This window comes from Neobacillus phoenicis (assembly GCF_047302305.1).
In the GTDB taxonomy this organism is placed as follows: domain Bacteria; phylum Bacillota; class Bacilli; order Bacillales; family Cytobacillaceae; genus Neobacillus.
Window position 1 is genome coordinate 3,968,951 of the sequence record NZ_CP154847.1, and the last position, 18,886, is coordinate 3,987,836.

Here is an 18,886-nt window from a genome sequence, read left to right on the forward strand (position 1 = left end):
GAGGTAAATGATGTTTCAATATGATTTTATGCAACATGCTTTTGTAGCGGGTACGTTGGTTGCGGTCATGTGCGGTGTAATTGGAGTCTATGTCATTGCAAGAGGTGTATCCTTCATAACCCACATGTTCTCCGAAATTGGATTCGCGGGAGCATCGTTCGCAATTTATATGGGCTGGAACCCATTTAACGGCTTACTGCTTTTTACCACTACAAGCGCATTGGCAATTGGTCAATTGGGGACGAAAGTGTTCCGAAGAGATCTATCCACCAATGTTATCGTAAGTATTTTTCTTGGACTTGGGCTGCTTTTCTTATCTTTATCGACTAAGAATGCGTCAGCCGCATTTTCTATCCTCTTTGGTAGTGTGTTAAGTATCAGCATCCAGCAAGTTTGGGAGGTTTTTAGTTTATCTACAGGAGTATTAGTTTTGCTATTAATAGGGTTTAAAATGTTAACCTTTGACTCCTATGATCCTGTGGGTGCTGAGGCTGCGGGTTTGCCCGTTCGTGGAATCTCAATTGCCTTTTTACTCATTCTCTCGATTGCAGTGGTTGGCGCGGTACAAATTGTAGGAGCGCTTCTTGTATTTACCCTGATGACTACGCCTGCTGCAACAGCTCGTCACTTAAGTCAAAAGGTGTCTCGAATGATTCTTTATTCGGTTCTTCTTGCTGTTATCGGTTTATGGTTGGGACTAGTAATTGGATATTATACGAATCTACCAGTTAGTTTCTTTATTACTGCTATACAAGCAATTTTTTATTTTGCTGCACTAAGTTGGAGGAACCACCGTGAGCGAATTCGGACAAAAGGGTCTTTAGATAAAACCAGTACAAAGTCTTTTGCATCTTAATCATTTAATTATGGAATAAATACTTAAAATAGAGGAGCAATCTTAAAATGGAAAACAAAATCATGCGAAAAAAATGGTATTCAATTTTAGCTGTAGGATGTACTGCTTCCCTTCTACTTCTGTCAGGTTGTGCTGATACTTCAAAAACAACAACTTCGGCACCAGCTAATTCCGATAATAAAATCAAAATCGTGGCTGCTGAGAATTTTTACGGAGAAGTAGCAAAAGTTGTGGGCGGAAATCGTGTAGAAGTCACGTCGATATTGGATAATCCTGACGTCGATCCACATGATTATGAACCTACTGCTGATACATCTAAATTAGTCAATGATGCACAAGTAATCGTGTATAATGGGGCTGGCTATGATGCGTGGATGGATAAGGTTATCAAATCTTCATCTTCTACCAATTCAAAATCTTCAATCCTAGTAGCTGAGGACATCATGGGAGTAAAAGAAGGAGAAAATGAACACGTTTGGTATGACCCCACAACCATGCCTAAATTAGCCATCAAAATAGCAGATGATTTATCCAAACTGGATCCAACTCATAAAGAAGATTTTCATCAAAGAGCACAATCTTATATAAAATCGCTTGACCCATTAAAGGAGAAAGTTCAAGAACTGAAGCAACAATCTGCAACTAATATTGATGTTTCTGAACCAGTATTTGACTATATGGCTAAAGCTTTAAACTTAAAGATTAATAATTCAAAGTTTGCTAGAGCAATCGATGAAGGTACAGATCCTGCTCCATCGGATATTGCAGCTTTACAAAACGATTTAAAAGGAAAGAAAGTTCAGTTATTTGTCCATAATATTCAGAATTCCACCCCGGTGGTAGATAACATAGTTAAACTTGCAAATTCCAACGGAACACCAATTGTAAAGGTAACAGAGACTGAGCCAAAAGGGAAAAATTATCTGCAATGGATGATGGATCAACTGGACGATGTTGCTAAAGCAATAGACAGTAAGTAACTCGGAGATGGTTAAATGAATACGAAAGGCGCTCTACAATTGTTAAAGGCAAAGGGTTATAAATACACTGGTCAAAGGGAATCGATGATACATTGTATTTATGATGAAAAACGATATGTGACTGCAAAGGAAGTATTTGGAGTTATGCAAAAAGATTATCCAAACCTAAGCTTTGACACCATTTACAGAAATCTATCCTTATTTGAGGACCTTGGGATATTAGAATCGACAGAATTTGAAGGAGAAAGGCTTTTTCGTTTTGCTGGTTCAGATGATCACCATCAGCATCATATAATTTGCATCAAATGCCGGAATACGATACCTATTGAGGGATGTCCTATGAATAACATATTTAATGTACCAGATGGGTTTGAGATTACTGGACATAAATTTGAAATTTATGGTTATTGTAAAGATTGTGCTTAGTAGATAATAAAACCTTTTCGATCAAATAGGTGTGGCGGGACTGTGTGGGAATCGAACCCACCAGACCTGGCACGCAGGTCTCAAGCAGTTTTGAAGACTGGACTTCCTTTTTGGTTTATTCCATCCGATTACAAAAGATTCTAAAAGCCGCCAAATCAACTTCAAATTAGTTTAATTAAGCAAATGTCACAAGTTTTTTTCTAATTTAATCACTAGTATTAAAGTCTAATCCACTAGTATTAGTATACCTTATATCTATTAGATTTTCCTATCACATATTCTCAGTGACTGAGTACTCCTACATATAGACAATAAATTTATCAAAATACTAGAAATTTTTAAGTTCGAATTTGACCTCATCCCTGTAATGAACGAGTCTGGTATTTTTTCTATTAATTTATAGTTACCGACAATTTCTAAAAATCCTTATTAATCAAGGGATTTTACCGTGCTCTGTATTTAATAATAATCAAAGATTATCGCTTGTTAATTTAAGTAGTATTCCATTAAAGCAGGCCACTAAGATCCATTACCTTGACATTACCCATCTTTCTCGACAATTATCATTTCCTTTTAAATGTATTTTACATATATATGCTATTTATGTTAATATTGGAATTAACAAATGAATTTCTTACTTCCTGCTTTACTTTATGTCTACAATGAAAAAAATCAAATGAATATCAATAGGAGGTATGTGAATGAAAGAAACCAATACTATAAATGGTATGCCGTATTTACGGATTGGGAATGGGGAACCATTAGTTCTTATTCACGGACTTGGTGGAGCAAAGGAAAATTGGTACAAGCAATTTGAATTATCTGACCAGTTTCAACTGATCATTCCTGATTTAAGGGGGCATGGTAAAAATCTTTCATTAGAAGGAATTTCCATCATAAACTTTGCAAATGACATTATATCATTACTTGAAGAACTCAAGATTGAAAAAGCTCATTTTTGTGGAATATCAATGGGTGGTACAGTCGTTCAAGAAATATACCGGCAAGCACCAGATAAATGCCATTCTTTACTTTTGGTTAGTTCATTCCATAATGCTCCAAAACAATTAGGAAAAATATTTCTTAAATACCGTAAGGTCCGCTCCTGTCTTTTATCTCCTAGCCAGCAAAAGTTATTAACTTCCAGAACATGTTTATACTCATGGAACAAACAAAATCTAAATGAGTTTTATACAAATTTTAATCCAAACAAAAAAGGTCATGAAAAGTCATTGAAAGCCCTTAGTTTGGTCGATTTCCGCTCATTATTACCGATAATTAAGATACCAACACTTGTGATAGGTGGTCAATATGATGCTGTCCTCCCCGTTTATATTCAAATTCAAATGCACAAACAAATTCCTAATTCTCAAATTGTTATATATAGAAAATGCGGTCATATTGCAAAAATAGAAGTTGCAGATCAATTCAATCGGACGGTAAGAAGCTTTTTAATGAAAAACATGATGATTAAAAATGCAGTATAAAAGGCAGGAAGGATTTTTTCCTTCTTGCCTTTTATTGAATAATAATAGTGCTGCCGGATAAAAACAATTTTGCTTATGCGGAAACTTCTATCCGAGGATAAAGCAAGATTTAAATAATTTATTTTTCATCTTTTGTGTTTGATTCAATTAAACAAACCAGTTCCTCGATAATATCGTTTAAAGTCATCATGCATGTATCTTTATTTAGTATAATAGAAGTTTTATGCTGTAATATTTCTTCTTTCTCATTCACAAACATTCCTCCATTATCAAGACATTGCCAAGCTAACTCCTAATTTCTTATGTTTCATTACATCCTGATAGGAATAGAATCCTTCTCCCGTTTGTCTTCCCAGCTTTCCTTTATCAAGATATTCTGACTTTAAAAACTCAGCCAATCGATCAAACTCTGTAACACCTGCTTCCGCTTTTCCAAGAGCAATATTATAAGCCGTATTAACTCCCACAATGTCTAAAGTTTTAAAAGGACCCTTCGGTGACCCAGTAGCAATCATCCAGGTTTTATCGATTGTTTCTACATCAGCTATTTCATTTAACAATAGCATCTGAGCAGCTTCTAAAAACGGAACTAGTAAACTATTCAAGATATAGCCTGGTTGCTCTTTATATAAAGGTAATGCAACCATTCCAATTGCTTTAGCAAATTCAATCACTTCATCAAACACATGCATATCGGTTCGTGAATGTTTCATGATTTCTGCTGTGTTGTTTTTCCAAATTTCATTAGCAAAATGCAAGGCTAAAAATTTTTCTGGACGGCCAGTTGCTTCTGCAAATTGACTTGGTAAGAAAGTAGAAGAGTTTGTTGTAAAAATCGTTTTATCAGGAGCTACTTCACACAACTTCTTGTAAAAATCAGTCTTAATTTGGACAATTTCAGGAATGGCTTCAATAACAAGATCTGCTTCTGCGACTGCTTCAGATAAATCGCAGATAAAAGTAATACGATCATAAGCAGCATTGACCTCTTCCACAGTTGCTCCTAAATCTTTTTGGTAACGTATTTTCAAATTTATGATTCTTTCTTTAGCACGAGCTAATGCATCATTATTAATATCATAAATAGATACATTAAATCCTTTGAAAGCCGTTTGGTAAGCAATTTGACTTCCTAAAACGCCGCTGCCGGCAACAGTGATATTCTTATAATTCATAGCCATTCTCCTATTTTTGTTATTCTGTGTGATGTTGTATATATTTGACCTGAAATGAAGCTTAAAAAACCATTTCTATTTTATTTTTTACTAGTCTCCGTACCACTCGGTCACAAGGGTTATACTCTTTCAATAATCGTGGCAATTCCTTGTCCGCCGCCAATACATGCGGTAATAAGCGCGAATCTTCCACCGCTCCGCCTTAATTCATAGACCGCTTTTGTTACTAGAATCGCTCCTGTTGCACCTAATGGATGTCCATGAGCAATGGCCCCGCCGTTCACATTGACCTTTTCAAGATCCATCTCAAGTTCACGGTTACATGCAAGTACTTGTGCTGCAAAGGCTTCATTGACTTCAATTACATCCATGTCCACCAACGAAAGTCCGGACCTTTTCAACACCTTTCGAACAGCCGGAACAGGACCAATTCCCATGAAATTTGGATCAACACCTGCCACTGCATAAGATCGAATCTCCGCTAATGGAGATAGATTTAACTCCTCAGCCTTATCTCTCGACATAATGACAAGTGCTGAAGCAGCATCATTTAATCCTGAACTATTTCCGGCTGTAACGCTTCCGTCTTTTAAAAATGCAGGTTGAAGCTTTGATAACGCCTCTAATGTAGTTTGTGGACGTGGATGCTCATCTATTGTAAAAATATGGGGTTCTCCTTTTTTAACAGGAATGGTAATAGGGACAATTTGCTCGTCGAACCTTCCCTCTTCCATCGCGATTGCCATACGCTTCTGGCTTTGGTAAGCAAATTCGTCCTGCTCTTCTCTAGTGATCAAGTATTTTTCCGTGAGATTTTCTGCCGTTATCCCCATCGGAGGATCTCCAATTTCCTTTGGTGAAAGCTGAGACTGTCTAAATCTCGGGGGAATCGGACTTAATGGCTTTTCCGGTCTGTCCATTAAATACGGAGCTCGGCTCATACTTTCTGTTCCCCCAGCAATAAAAACGTCGCCCTCACCAGCCATAATAGCCTGTGCCGCTAGATTGATAGCATTTAATCCTGAACCGCATTGCCGATCAACTGTTAATCCCGGCAAATCAATTGATAGACCTGTTTGTAAGGCTGTTAATCTAGCGATATTTCCACCACCTGATAAAACGTTTCCAAATATAACATCGTCAATCATCTCTGGAGTTATGTTTGCTCGTTTTACGGCTTCTTTTATCACCTCTGCTCCAAACACATGGGCCGGAACACTTGCTAGGGCGCCTCCTTGTCTGCCAATTGCGGTCCGCACTGCTGAAACAATAACTGCATCTCGATTCATTTTACATTCACTCCTAAATATTTATATTATTCTTTACACTCAAAAGCTACGGATAGCCTGCCAATGCTTATAATAATTAACATTTTGGACCGCCAGCAACGTAAATAACCTGACCATTGATAAAGGATGACTTTTCATCTGCAAAGAAGGCTACTGCATTGGCGATATCCGCTGGCTTTCCAGCTCTACCTGCGGGAATCTGAGATAGGCTTGCCTCTATCAGAGTCTCAAAAGAAATTCCGATTCTTGTAGCCGTTTCCCTTGTCATTTCTGTTTCAATAAAACCTGGGGCAACAGAATTTGAAGTTATTCCGTATTTTCCAAGCTCAAATGCCAATGTCTTTGTAAAGCCCTGCAACCCTGCTTTTGCTGCAGCATAATTGGCTTGCCCCCGATTTCCAAGTGCGGAAGTAGAGGATATATTAATAATCCGCCCATATTTCTTTTCTACCATGTATTTTTGTACAGCACGAGCAGAATTAAATGAACCTTTTAAATGAACATCCATGACTGTCTGCCAATCAGAGTCAGTCATTTTAAACAGCATATTATCACGGATGACACCTGCATTGTTTACTAGAATATCAACGGATCCGAAAGTTTCATATACTTCTTTCACGGCATTTTCAACCTGTTCGGGCTCAACAACATTCGCCACCTTTGAATATACCTCAAAGCCTTTTTCTTTCAATTCACTGGTAGTTTCACTTAAAGCATCTTCGTTCATGTCTATTAAAGCTACCTTCGCACCTTCTTCTGCAAAAAGCTCAACAATCCCCTTTCCGATACCACGGCTGCCCCCAGTTACAAACGCAACCCTGCCTGTAAATCTACCTGCCATTTTTATTCCTCCCAAATGGAATCTATTTTTCTAGCATAAGTTAACGCTTTTAAAAAAATATAAATATTCCAATATAAAATTTTTACTTCGTTAATTTATCATCTAAACATAAAACTGGTAGCAGAACTATTTGTAGTGCCACCAGTTTACTGCATATGGTTTCCGCTTTCCACATGTCTAGTGTGCTGATTGAAAATTACTAGAGTATTTACTGTTGTAGCATTGTTGACCATATTATACTGAAAACTTTAACTAAGATGATTAATTTACTTTTCGAACTTTTGGCAGCTGATAGGTCCCGTCTAAAGCATTTTGCTTAGGTAAATACATTCTTAACACTAGAACAAAGTTATCTTTTGGTGCAGGAAGCCAATTAGATTCCTTCCCTACTGGCGCAGTATTTTGAATATAGATATCTAGTGAACCATCTGGATTGTAAGTAAGACCTTCTGTTCGATCTCCTATTGAAAAACGGTTAATCGGATTGGCAGCAAAAAATTGATTTGAACCATACAGACTTAATGACCAAAAAGCATTTACTGGCGGCAATTGATCTTTATCGAAATCAATAACGTATTGGTTCTCTCCACTAAGCGGATTTCCATCACTGTCAAATGTAGTACGAGGATATATTGCTTCCTCAGGTATAACAGCTCCTAACCCAACTTTAGCAATACAAGCTCTAGTCAAATAGTCAGTACCATATGTCCCAATATCATAGTAAACTTTCCAATTATTATTAGTTGTTCCTAATTTAGGTACAGTTTTTACTATAATTTCCTGCGCGTCTTTTATTGCTCGCGTAAGTCCCGCCATAATCGCAGGATCTTTACTTCCTTGGAATCCCTTGTCTGGCTCTATTCCAATTAACTTAAATTGGGATAACATAGCCGCATCTACAGGCGGCGCTGGATTTAACTTCATCGCTTGAGTCATGATTTCAAAGAAAAGTGCTGGATCATTGAAATCACTTGGTGAAATCACAGGCAACTCAATGGATGGTTTGGCTTGATTCTTATCTAAAGGTGTCAGAGTATATTTGTCTTGAATGGCATGAACATTTTCTAAATCCTTTCCTCCATCAACTAATGTACGTCCAAGCAGCCAAACCATGTTGGTAGGCGATTGGATTACTTTCGAACCTTTTGCTAGTTTTCCTTTCCAATTTGGACCTACAATAACATATTTTCCTGCTTTTGAACCCGTCGTACGTGTTCCAACGAAGTTAAATGAATTTGTATATGCGTCCAAAAATTGGAAAGAGTAGTATCTGTTTTCTATTTTTGGAACACTTAAGACTACTGGCCCTTTGGATAAATCCAAAAATGCTCTAGAATAAAGTGTATCGTTATTAGGGGCAACTACAGTTCTAAAAGTATCGTCTCTTAATTCTCTTACATGATCAAAAGTGTTTAATTGACCATCTTTTAAATACAGTTGCATGGTTTTTTCCGTTTCCAATAGAGGATATCCGTATATATAAGCCTGGATTCCGATACTATATGCTAAATTCTCACGATATTGATCTTGCTGCGCCACTACTGGAGCATTAGTTTGTGGTTGTGTTGGTGTTGTATCAGCCAACACACTTCCAGTAAAAATAGCCATGGACGCTAGCATACCCACTATAGGAATTAATAGTTTTTTTCTCTTTTTCATGAACAAATTACCCCTTTCTGTTATAGTGGAACTTCTTCATGATAATCCACCCGGGAACCGATATTAACAAGATTATTTCTCTTGTTTGACTTTTTTCTTACTTATAGAGCGTTCACCCAACCAGCTGTCCATTATAGAAGCAAACTTGCCTGATAAGGCTAATGATATATGGCCTGCTTCAACCAGCTCATAGGTTTTATCTGTACTAGAAACTAAATCCATCAAAGGCAGACTCTGTTCTTCAGGTATAAGGAAATCATTTTTAGAAGTAACTAACAGCAGGTTCGCCTTGATATTTCCTAAGTCAGCCTTCTTTCCCTGAACCATAAACTCCCCTTTTACGAGCATATTTTCCCTCATTAAATCAATTGATAATTGCCTGAAGGCTCCTCCAGCGAATGGAACATGGTCATTGGTCCATTTGTCCATGCGTCTCCATCTATAAACCATCCGATTATCGTGCGCAAAGCTTAGTAGTCCAACATATGGGCTGAAGGAAACAGGGGAACTAACAGCCCTAAACATGGCATTAACGTATTGCGGTGGAATTAATCCATATACATCAATATAGCGATCAGCACTCATCGTTCCATTTTTTAACCCTTCAAACCACTTATCAGGAACGGCGGAAACACTAAAATCAATTGGAACACAGGCTACAACAAGATTTTTTATCGGTTCTTCTGCAACGGCTGCATAAATGGAGGCTAGTGTCCCTCCTAGACAGTATCCAACAATGGATACTTCCTTAGCACCGGAATGTCGTAATGTCCGTTGAACTCCTTTTTTAATGTAATCAACAATATAATTTTCCAATGTCATTTCTTTGTCCTCATGTCCAGGAATCCCCCAGTCTAATAGATAGACGTCATATCCTGCATTGACCATCTTTTCAATTAAACTCGAACCTGGTGCAATGTCTAAAATATAAGGTCGGTTAAACAAGGAAAATACAAAGAATAGCGGGATATCATACTTTTTTTCAATAGCAGGATAATGCCATAATGTGGCTTTATTTTTTTTCCAAACAGCGTGTCTTGGAGTATGATTCACGCTTGGCTCTGGTTCATTAGCAAGATTTAATAATTTTCGCCACCGTTTCAACTCTATTTCAGGATCTAATGTTGGAATAAAATTTTTATTTATAATACTCGTAATCAAATTTGCTCCTCCTTAGGGTAAATTATTTGAAATGGGGCCTGACAGTTCAACTTCTTGGGTAGATTGTTTAACTAAGTTTTCATACATGAGTTCTTTAAGTAAGGCAATTTCCTCTTTCAAACTTGTTATGCTAGCTACATCATTTCTTAGCTGTTGGAGATCCACCTTCAATTCTTCTGTTTCTTCCAGCACTTTCTTAATTTTCGCATTTTCGGTTTTTTGCTGTTTTACTAGCTTCATAACCTCACGGGTCATACTTAACATGTCTGCGATATCTCTTTTTGAAGCATCCACTGAATCTTGTAAACTCCAAAGTTGTTCTTCTAAAGTTTCAAGCTTTTCTTCCGATTGGATAGCTAATTTTGCGACATTGGCTAAGTCATTCTTAGAAGGTAAATTCAATTGATTCGCTATAAATTCATTGTATTTTTTTACCACTTCCATAAAACGGGCATGTGAATCTGAACTTACTCTTGAAAATTGAACAAATTCCTGATTGTTTGTCCACAAATGGATGGCATCATTCATTTGTTTTTCCAATTGATCACTATACTTTTTAAACATAACGTATGGGTTTAATTGATGCTGGTACTCTGACATGGCTGCTCCTCCTAAAATTATTAAAATTCAGATGATACTTCATTTGTAGGTACCATATATTTTTGAACAGGAAAAAACATATTTTTTACTTGGCTTGTTATCAATTTTAATGATTTTCCTTGGTAAACTTTCAAAGTAAACATTGATTTTTTCACGGTACTTACATATTGAGATCGACTAGACCGTCTAAATTCAACGAATTTTTCTAGTGTAGAAACTACGTTGTCAACATATTCTCCATATGTAATGCCCTTATAAGGACTTGAAGTCATCTTACCTATTTTATTTTGAATATCATCTAACCTATTATTAATTTCCTCGTATGATCTAATTGGAAATAGGTTTTGAAAAACAGTTGTAGTAGTAAGAAGTTCTTCTCTCGTCGCCATCACCCATTCACTTAATTCTTTTGAAAATTGTTGCGCTAGTTCTTTCCTATCCTTTTGGTTTTGTTTTAAGTTTTCTGCCAATTGCTTTGCTGATTGAAGAAGAAAATCTTCACGACGATTCTCCTGTACTACCCAGGCGTCAACTCTATTAAGTGCATAGTTCCAAACAAGGTCATAACTTGAATTATTTTTATTCATTTCTACTTTTTCTGTCATTTTTACTCCTCCTATGTTATGTTTTCAAAAATCAGCGGTTATACATACTAACCAGTTAGTATGTATAAGTCATTGTTAATACTTAAAATAATTATTGAACAGCTGCTTTTGTTCCACCGTCAACTACTAATACATGACCAAATACATAATCCGAAGCATTCGAAGCTAGGAATAACGCAGGGCCCTTCATATCGACATCAGAGCCAAAACGGCCTGCCGGGGTTCTTTCAAGTATTTTTTCACCAGAATGGTCCAATAGCCCCTTTGCTATTTTTGTTGGAAAAAATCCAGGTGCAATCGCATTCACATGAACATTAAATGGTGCTAACTTTACAGCTAAATCTTGTGTAAATGTAATGACTGCGCCTTTACTAGTGGTATAACCAATCGTATCCATGACCTTTGGATCTTGGCCTCCATAACCTGCGATTGAAGCAATATTAATGATCTTGCCTGAACCTTGTTCAACCATGATTTTTCCTACTGCCTGAGAAAAAAGGAAAACGCCCTTTACGTTAACATCCATCACTTTATCCCAATGTTTAGCTTCCATTTCCAGTGCCGGGGCAGCCCATGTAGCGCCGCTATTATTGACTAAAATATCAATGGTTCCGAACTCTTCGACTGTTTTCTCCACCACTCTTTGGATATCTTCAACGTTTGAAACATCACATTGTAGTGCCATTGAGCGCACTCCAAGCTTTTCCAGTCGCTCACTGACTTCCTGGCATGCCTCTACTTTCCTGGAACAAACAACAATATTGGCACCTGCCTCTGCATATGCAAGGGCGATTTGTTCTCCAAGTCCTCGACCGCCACCTGTAACGATAGCTGTTTTTCCTTTGATGTCATATAATTCTCTAATGTTCACTTTAATTACTCCTTTTTAAAAATTATTTACTTACTGCTGCTGACTCATCTCGAAGTGATCTTCGTAATAATTTTCCTACTGATGTTTTTGGAAGCTCATCCCGAATTTCAATAAATTTAGGTACTTTATAAGGTGCCAAGTATTGTTTTGAAAAGAGAATCATCTCTTCTTCTGTTACAATTGCACCATCAATCAATTTGATAAAGGCTTTTACTGTTTCCCCTCGATAAGGATCAGGAACACCAACAACAATGACTTCTTGAACTGCTTCATGTTTATATAGGACTTCTTCAATTTCACGAGGATATACATTATAACCACTAGCAATAATCATGTCTTTTTTACGATCCACGATATAAAAATACCCATCTTCGTCCATTCTTCCTATGTCACCTGTATGCAGCCATCCATCTTTTATTGTTTCCTCTGTATCTTCAGGGCGGTTCATGTATCCCTTCATGATCTGAGGTCCTTTAATAACTAATTCGCCGATTTCTCCAACTGGCACTTCTTCGTACCCTTGTTCCGTTTCTTGGACAATTTTAACCTCAACACTTGGAACGGGAATTCCAATACTACCAGCTTTTCTCTCAAGAAATGGCGGGTTGATATGTGTCGAAGGAGATGCTTCTGAAAGACCGTATCCTTCACATAGGTTGCAACCTGTCCGTTTTTCAAATAATTGCAGCTGTTCAATTGGCATCGGCGCCCCGCCGCTGCTATAAAGAGGTACTTTATCAAATCCGTACACTTCCAAGTTAGGTTGGCTATTTAAAGCAATGAACATGGTTGGTACCGCAGAAAATTGGAATGGCTGGTGACGTTTGACTGTTTCCATTACTTCCTGCACATCAAATCGTGGCAGGATAATGAGGTTACAGCCAGTATGTATGCCAAGGAACACATTACATGTCAGGCCATAAATATGAAACATTGGCAGGATCGACATAATTTTAGGATTATGCGGCACATCAACAGCCTTGAACATAAAGTCATTTATTTGTTCCATATTGGACATGATGTTTTTGTGAGTAAGCATTACACCTTTTGAAATTCCCGTTGTACCGCCTGTGTATTGTAACAGTGCAACTTCTTCGTTTGGGTCGATATTAATTTGTGGCACAGCTGGTGCATTCGTTTTTAAAAGACTATCAAAATAATAATCTCCTTCTGCAAGTTCTGTAGATTGTTCACCAAAACCCACAACCACAATGTGCTTAAGCAGAGTTTTATCTTGAACCTGTTTTACCCTTTGATACAAATTTTCATAAACCACAATATATTCAGACTGTGAGTCATTTAATACATGCTCAATTTCCCTTTCAACATACATTGGATTAACCTGAACGGCGATTCCCCCTAATCGAAAGATGGAAAAAAGTGAAAAGAGATAATGTGGTAAATTAGGCAGCATGATGGAAAGGCGATCCCCTTTTTTTACGCCTATTTGGTAGAGGGAAGCAGCAAATCGATCCACCACTGACGAAAGTTCTTTATATGTCCATGTTTTATGATAAAACCGAATAGCTGTATCGTTAGAAAACCGTTCCACAGCATTTTGAAACATTTCGTCTAAAGAAATATTTTCAATGGAAGAGAATTCATTAATCTTCGAGTGGTAATGCTTTAACCACGGTTTATTTGAATAGAACATAAAAACTTCCCCCTTTGTTGAATTCTTAGATGATGTCTATTATTTAATTTTTTGAACTTTTGGCATCTCATAGGTTCCATCTAATACATTTTGTTTAGGCATATACATTCTTAACATAATAACAAAGTTACCTTTTGGTGCAGGAAGCCAATTGGATTCCTTCCCTTCTGGTGCGGTATTTTGGATATAGATATCTAGTGAACCATCTTCATTGTATTTAAGACCTTCTGTACGGTCTCCGATTGTGAAACGATTGATAGGGTTGGCTACAAAGAATAAATCTGATCCATACATACTTAACGACCAAAAAGCATTCACCGGGGGAAGTTGATCTTTATCAAAATGAATCACATATTGGTACTCTCCGCTAAGTGGATTTCCTTCACCATCAAGACGGGTATTGGGGTACATCGCTTCTGCCGGAATATTTGCTCCTAGACCAAATTTTGCAACAACTGCTCTCATCAGGTAGTCAGTACCGTAAGTTCCATTTTCATATTTCATCGTCCAATTATTATTTAATGAACCTTTATAGCCCCTGGATTTTACTATGATTTCCTGTGCGTCTTTTACTGCACGTGTTAGTCCAGCCATAATCGCAGGGTCTTTGCTTCCTTGGAATCCTTTGTCAGGATCAATGCCAATCAGCTTAAACTGTGTCAGCATCGCTGCATCCGCTTGCGACCCTGGTAATAACTTCATCGATTGAGTCATGATATCAAAAAATGCTGCTGGATCATTGTAAATATTCTCTGTAATCTCAGGCAAATAGATTGAGGGTTCTGCTTGTTTTTTAGTTAAAGGTGTCAGCGAATATTTGTCTTGAATAGCATGTACATTTGTTAAATCCTTTTCTCCATCCACTAAAGTACGACCAATGAGCCAAACCATATCTGTAGGTGCTTGAATTACTTTCGCAGCTTTAGGAAGCTTCCCTTTCCAATTTGGTCCTGCAATGACATATTTTCCTGCTTTGGTGCCTGTTGTTCGTGTTCCAACGTAGGAAAATGAATTTGAATAGGCGTCCAAAAACTGGAAGGAATAGTATCTATCACCTATATTTGGAACACTTAAAACTACCGGCCCTTTGGATAGATCCAGCCATGCAAGGGAATAGAGTGTATCATTATTGGGTGCAACAACATCTCTAAAACGATCATCTACTAAATTTCTCATATGATCGAAAGTGTTCAATGGTGCTTTTTGGGTAAAAATTTGCATCGTTCTTTCCATTTCCACAAGAGGATACCCGTATATATAGGCCTGAATTCCGATACTGTATCCTAAATTCTCAAGATATTGGTTTTGTGTTGATACTACAGATGCATTCGTTTGTGTTGGTGTTGTATCAGCTAAAACACTTCCTGTAAAAATAGCCATTGACGTAAGGATTCCTACTACTGGAATTAATAATTTTTTGCTATTTTTCATGAAAATAGAACCTCCTCCTATAAATGGAATATTATTATTTACGACTTTCGCTGATTCAAATCAGCCAAGATTTGTGGATATTGTTTGTCAAGTTTGTACATCCACATGAGAACTGTCTGCAAAATAGCTAAAACGAAAGGAATATAAATATTAAGTGCTAAAATCATTGTCTTTACTGAAGACGTTTGTTCCTCTGCACCTCCTACATAACCTCCGTACGATAATAACCATCCAATTAAGGCTCCGCCAAGACCTGCTCCTACTTTCATACCAAAGCTTGCTGCACTATTAACTAAACCTTCCGTTCTAACACCAAATTTCCATTCCCCATAGTCAGCCGTATCGTTGATCATGGCATATAAAAACATAATGATTGGCAGCAATCCAAATCCTTGAATTACTGTCCCAGTTAAAAATACAGAGAGATTAGATGGGTCAATGAATTTAACAATTGGACCAAACATACCTATCACTGAAACAAATAATGCAATATTGCGTTTGCCGAATTTTTTGACTAATTTAGCCATAAAGAAGAATCCGATCATCGTTGGCAAAAATAATAGTAGACCAACGAGTGAGAAGTAGGAAGCTTTGCCAAGTATATAAGTTGTATAGTACAGTCCTGCTCCTGCTAGTATTGTATTTAGCGTATAAGCAATCACACAATAAACTGTAACAATTAACCAATATTTATTTGTAACTAAAGCTTTTAATCCTGTTTTAAGCGGAACATTGTTTTTAACATTATCGAAAGCTGAAACGCCAACTCTTTCTTTAGTTGAACGAAAGGCTACTATGCTTGTCGCGGCGATGGTAATCCCACAAAAAGCGGCAACCGATGTCCAGCCTAATCTTCCCCCAATTGCACTTGCTACAGGTTGAGCCATTATTGTTATGACAAGGGTACTTAACATCGTAAAAATGCCTGTGTAAATATTAATTACAGATCTTTTATTCGGATCTTGTGTCATTAATCCTAGAAGTGTTTTATATGGGATGGAAATAGCTGTATATACTAAAATTAACAATGTATATGTAACAGCTGCATAAACGATCTTACCTGTATTTCCAATATCCGGCACAGAGAAAAGTAAAACCGTCATAACGCCAAATGGAATCCCCATCCGAAGAATCCAGGGACGAGCTTTACCATATTTTGTGTTGGTACGATCAACTAAAGAACCCATTGCGATATCGGCAATCCCATCAAAAACACGAACAGCTAGCATAAGCGTGCCTACAACTCCTGCTGATATACCTGCGATGTCAGTGTAATAAAAATTTAAAAATGTCCCCTTTAATGTCCAAACTAAAATAATTCCAAAAAATCCTAATCCATAACCCAACATTTCCTTATGACTGGGTGCCTCAATTTGTAAAGGGGTTGTATTAACGTTCTGTTTCTTTTCTGCTAACATTTCTTATTCTCCCTTTTTAAAAAAATGTTTTTTCGCCCTTCTTCGGTGGTGCTAGATCTAATGGAATAAGTGGTTCATAGGTTTCTTTACCGAGTCTTTCATTAACTCTTCTTTAGACTTTTTGATAACTAAGAAATCTAAGCGCTTCCATAATCTAAATTCATTTCTCTCATTACAACACACCCCTTCTTGTCTATGAATTAAGAATATTATAATAAAATAATAAGCTTCCTGTCATTGTCAGAATACACATTGAATTTAGAATTCCATTGTGTATGTCCACATTTTATATGATAATAAATAGTAAACATCACGAATATTGAGGGGGATGGAATATGGAACAGATCGATGTTAGAATGCAGTTGGACAATGTGTTAGGTGCTTCAGCCTGCCATGTTTGGATTTTGGATTCCAATGATGACTGGGTCTTGATTTACGGGAGTTCTCTATCAGAGGATGAAAAAATGCTTTATTCGAATGCTTCATGGCTAGAATCATCATACAAAAAAAGCAAAACTTTCATAAACTATGATTTTCATATAGGATGGCAACTCTTTCAGTTTGAAACGGAAGGCCCCGATTCAATCCCAGTTCGAGCCAGTATTAAATCTAACAGGCAGCTATCTCAATTAGAGTGTGATCATTTTGTCCTACAAATTCGTTATTTGCTGCTTCGTCAGAACTGGAACCGCCATTGGCTAGAGCACGATGCATGGCTTCAGGGATTGCATTCTCTCACTTCTTTACTAGATTTAAACGAATTACTGCAAAACATCATGAAAAACGCATCGATAGCCATTCCTGCTTTTGACCGCGGCTTTTTAACTCTCTACGACCCAGAGATACAAAAGCTTATCCCTAAAGCAAGTATCGGGATGGGGCCGACCATTTACGATTATAAGACCAACATCGGCGAGGGCATCACAGGAAAGGTATTCCAAGCAGGAGTGGGCCAGATCTATAATATAAATGAAGCGATGGAAGCGCTAAGTGATTTACAAGCGGAGAACGTTCATTTTTTACAGAATGCCGTGAATGATTCGGATATAAAAGGAACTGGAATATACATGGCTGTGCCTATTAGGATGAACAAGGAGAAGCTTGGTGTAATAATTGTCCACCAAATTAAGAAAAAAAGAGAACTAAGCAAAGAGGATTTGCGCAGGCTGCAGGGTTTTGCCGATCAGGCAGCGATTGCCATTACCAATGCAAGACTTTTTTCAGAACTAAGGGAAACAAACGAATATTTGGTGAAACGAAACCATATTCATGAAGTTTTTACTAAACTCTCTTTAAAGGATTCTGATTTGATAATAGTGGCTAAAACTGTTGAACAGATGATTAACCTTCCTGTTTCTCTTTTCGATATGACTAAAAATGAATGGTATCCACATTACACGCCTCTTTCAAGGAGACTAATGGATACAGATTTATTAAATGGATGGGAAAATCGTGTGGAAACATTGACAGTTACAATTAACGAAACTTCTTTTCATCTCTACCCAATTGTGAACGAAGGATTGACAATCGGGTACTTTGTTGTGGAGCTGCTTAGACCACTGAAGCCTCTTGACACAGTAGTCTTAGAGCAGGGCAGTGCTTTGGTTGCATTGAAGATGGTCAATACCTATTCCATGACAGATCTGCACTATAAGCGAAGCTATGAATTTTTTAATGAGCTTTTACAATTTAAAGAACCAAATTTACTTGTAGCTAAATCAAAAGATTTTGGTCTTTCTCCAGATAGACCACTCTTTGTCACTGTTCTGCAACTTACTAAGAAGGCACAAGACGTGAAGAAACGAGAAGCACACCTTAGGCGGCTGATTGCTTCTCTTCATGGAGAGCTGGGGCACTCAGACATTCTTCTTTTCGGCTTTGATGATAAAGTAACAATCCTCCTCCATGCCGCCAACAAAGCCAAACAGGAAAGCTTAATCCAAAAATTGGAAGTTGCTGTTATTCGATGGCAAAAATACAGTTCTCCTCCCCTCTACTGCGGTATAGGAAGGCTTTACGCAGAACTTGAGAATGTTGTGAAGAGTACTGAAGAGGCGAATAAATCGTTATCCTATCTCTTTAACCAAGACAAACCCGGTATCTTGAGATATGAAAACATCGGCATTAACCGATTGTTTCTGAATCAGGAGACTAAGGATATTGAGCAGTTTATTCAAGAAGTTTTGTCTCCACTCCAATCACCAAAGGCGCAAGCAAGCGAATTGGAGCTGACATTGAAAACTTATATTGCTGCCAAGCGATCCACTTCCATGACGGCAGAGCGTCTGCATATTCACCCGAATACACTCTACCACCGAATAAAAAAAATCGAGGATTTACTAGCGGTTGATCTGAACGAACCTAACGATTGGCTTACCTTGCTTCTTGCATGTCACCTCAGTGAAACGTATTAAAAGCAGCGTTGACGATTAA

At 37.5% G+C, this 18,886-nt stretch carries 17 protein-coding genes; 5 read left to right on the forward strand and 12 right to left on the reverse strand.

What is annotated here, in order from left to right:
• Positions 1–7: 7 nt before the first annotated feature.
• The 4 genes from AA0X95_RS20440 to AA0X95_RS20455 all read left to right on the forward strand — a co-directional run bounded on the left by AA0X95_RS20440 (position 8) and on the right by AA0X95_RS20455 (position 3,749).
• Positions 8–856 (forward strand): metal ABC transporter permease, encoded by an 849-nt coding sequence (locus AA0X95_RS20440; RefSeq protein ID WP_413301075.1) that lies wholly within the window; start codon positions 8–10, stop codon positions 854–856.
• Positions 857–918: 62 nt separating this feature from the next.
• The gene (locus AA0X95_RS20445; RefSeq protein ID WP_413301077.1) at positions 919–1,836 is read left to right on the forward strand and encodes a metal ABC transporter solute-binding protein, Zn/Mn family; all 918 of its coding nucleotides are present in this window, start codon (positions 919–921) and stop codon (positions 1,834–1,836) included.
• 15 nt (positions 1,837–1,851) lie between these two features.
• Positions 1,852–2,262: a Fur family transcriptional regulator gene (locus tag AA0X95_RS20450; protein WP_413301079.1), complete on the forward strand. Its 411-nt coding sequence runs from the start codon at positions 1,852–1,854 to the stop codon at positions 2,260–2,262.
• 701 nt (positions 2,263–2,963) lie between these two features.
• On the forward strand, positions 2,964–3,749 hold the full coding sequence (locus tag AA0X95_RS20455) for an alpha/beta fold hydrolase (protein ID WP_413301081.1): 786 nt from the start codon (positions 2,964–2,966) through the stop codon (positions 3,747–3,749).
• A gap of 118 nt (positions 3,750–3,867) precedes the next feature.
• Here the strand turns inward: AA0X95_RS20455 and AA0X95_RS20460 are convergent, their stop codons facing one another.
• The 12 genes from AA0X95_RS20460 to AA0X95_RS20515 all read right to left on the reverse strand — a co-directional run bounded on the left by AA0X95_RS20460 (position 3,868) and on the right by AA0X95_RS20515 (position 16,453).
• Positions 3,868–4,002 carry a hypothetical protein gene (locus AA0X95_RS20460; protein WP_413301083.1) on the reverse strand — a complete coding sequence of 45 codons (135 nt, stop codon included), beginning with the start codon at positions 4,000–4,002 and terminating at the stop codon, positions 3,868–3,870.
• A gap of 16 nt (positions 4,003–4,018) precedes the next feature.
• The gene (locus AA0X95_RS20465; protein ID WP_413301085.1) at positions 4,019–4,924 is read right to left on the reverse strand and encodes a 3-hydroxyacyl-CoA dehydrogenase; all 906 of its coding nucleotides are present in this window, start codon (positions 4,922–4,924) and stop codon (positions 4,019–4,021) included.
• Between the two features lie 119 nt (positions 4,925–5,043).
• On the reverse strand, positions 5,044–6,213 hold the full coding sequence (locus AA0X95_RS20470; RefSeq protein WP_413301087.1) for a thiolase family protein: 1,170 nt from the start codon (positions 6,211–6,213) through the stop codon (positions 5,044–5,046).
• A 76-nt stretch (positions 6,214–6,289) separates the two neighbouring features.
• Complete coding sequence (gene fabG / locus AA0X95_RS20475; protein ID WP_413301089.1) at positions 6,290–7,054, reverse strand: 3-oxoacyl-ACP reductase FabG; 765 nt, start codon at positions 7,052–7,054, stop codon at positions 6,290–6,292.
• 261 nt (positions 7,055–7,315) lie between these two features.
• Positions 7,316–8,713: a DUF1254 domain-containing protein gene (locus AA0X95_RS20480; protein WP_413301091.1), complete on the reverse strand. Its 1,398-nt coding sequence runs from the start codon at positions 8,711–8,713 to the stop codon at positions 7,316–7,318.
• 72 nt (positions 8,714–8,785) lie between these two features.
• Positions 8,786–9,874, reverse strand: a complete 1,089-nt coding sequence (locus AA0X95_RS20485; protein WP_413301093.1) for an alpha/beta fold hydrolase — start codon at positions 9,872–9,874, stop codon at positions 8,786–8,788.
• Between the two features lie 12 nt (positions 9,875–9,886).
• Positions 9,887–10,474: a polyhydroxyalkanoate biosynthesis repressor PhaR gene (locus tag AA0X95_RS20490; protein ID WP_413301095.1), complete on the reverse strand. Its 588-nt coding sequence runs from the start codon at positions 10,472–10,474 to the stop codon at positions 9,887–9,889.
• A 20-nt stretch (positions 10,475–10,494) separates the two neighbouring features.
• A complete protein-coding gene (locus AA0X95_RS20495) occupies positions 10,495–11,079 on the reverse strand; it encodes a hypothetical protein (protein WP_413301097.1) in 585 nt (194 codons plus the stop codon).
• A gap of 91 nt (positions 11,080–11,170) precedes the next feature.
• A complete protein-coding gene (locus AA0X95_RS20500) occupies positions 11,171–11,950 on the reverse strand; it encodes an SDR family oxidoreductase (RefSeq protein ID WP_413301099.1) in 780 nt (259 codons plus the stop codon).
• 22 nt (positions 11,951–11,972) lie between these two features.
• Positions 11,973–13,604 (reverse strand): long-chain-fatty-acid--CoA ligase, encoded by a 1,632-nt coding sequence (locus AA0X95_RS20505; RefSeq protein WP_413301101.1) that lies wholly within the window; start codon positions 13,602–13,604, stop codon positions 11,973–11,975.
• 39 nt (positions 13,605–13,643) lie between these two features.
• Complete coding sequence (locus AA0X95_RS20510) at positions 13,644–15,035, reverse strand: DUF1254 domain-containing protein (protein WP_413301103.1); 1,392 nt, start codon at positions 15,033–15,035, stop codon at positions 13,644–13,646.
• Positions 15,036–15,073: 38 nt separating this feature from the next.
• The gene (locus AA0X95_RS20515) at positions 15,074–16,453 is read right to left on the reverse strand and encodes an MFS transporter (protein WP_413301105.1); all 1,380 of its coding nucleotides are present in this window, start codon (positions 16,451–16,453) and stop codon (positions 15,074–15,076) included.
• Between the two features lie 335 nt (positions 16,454–16,788).
• Between AA0X95_RS20515 and AA0X95_RS20520 the strand changes: the two genes are divergently transcribed.
• Positions 16,789–18,867 (forward strand): helix-turn-helix domain-containing protein, encoded by a 2,079-nt coding sequence (locus AA0X95_RS20520; RefSeq protein WP_413301107.1) that lies wholly within the window; start codon positions 16,789–16,791, stop codon positions 18,865–18,867.
• The last annotated feature ends 19 nt before the right edge of the window (positions 18,868–18,886 follow it).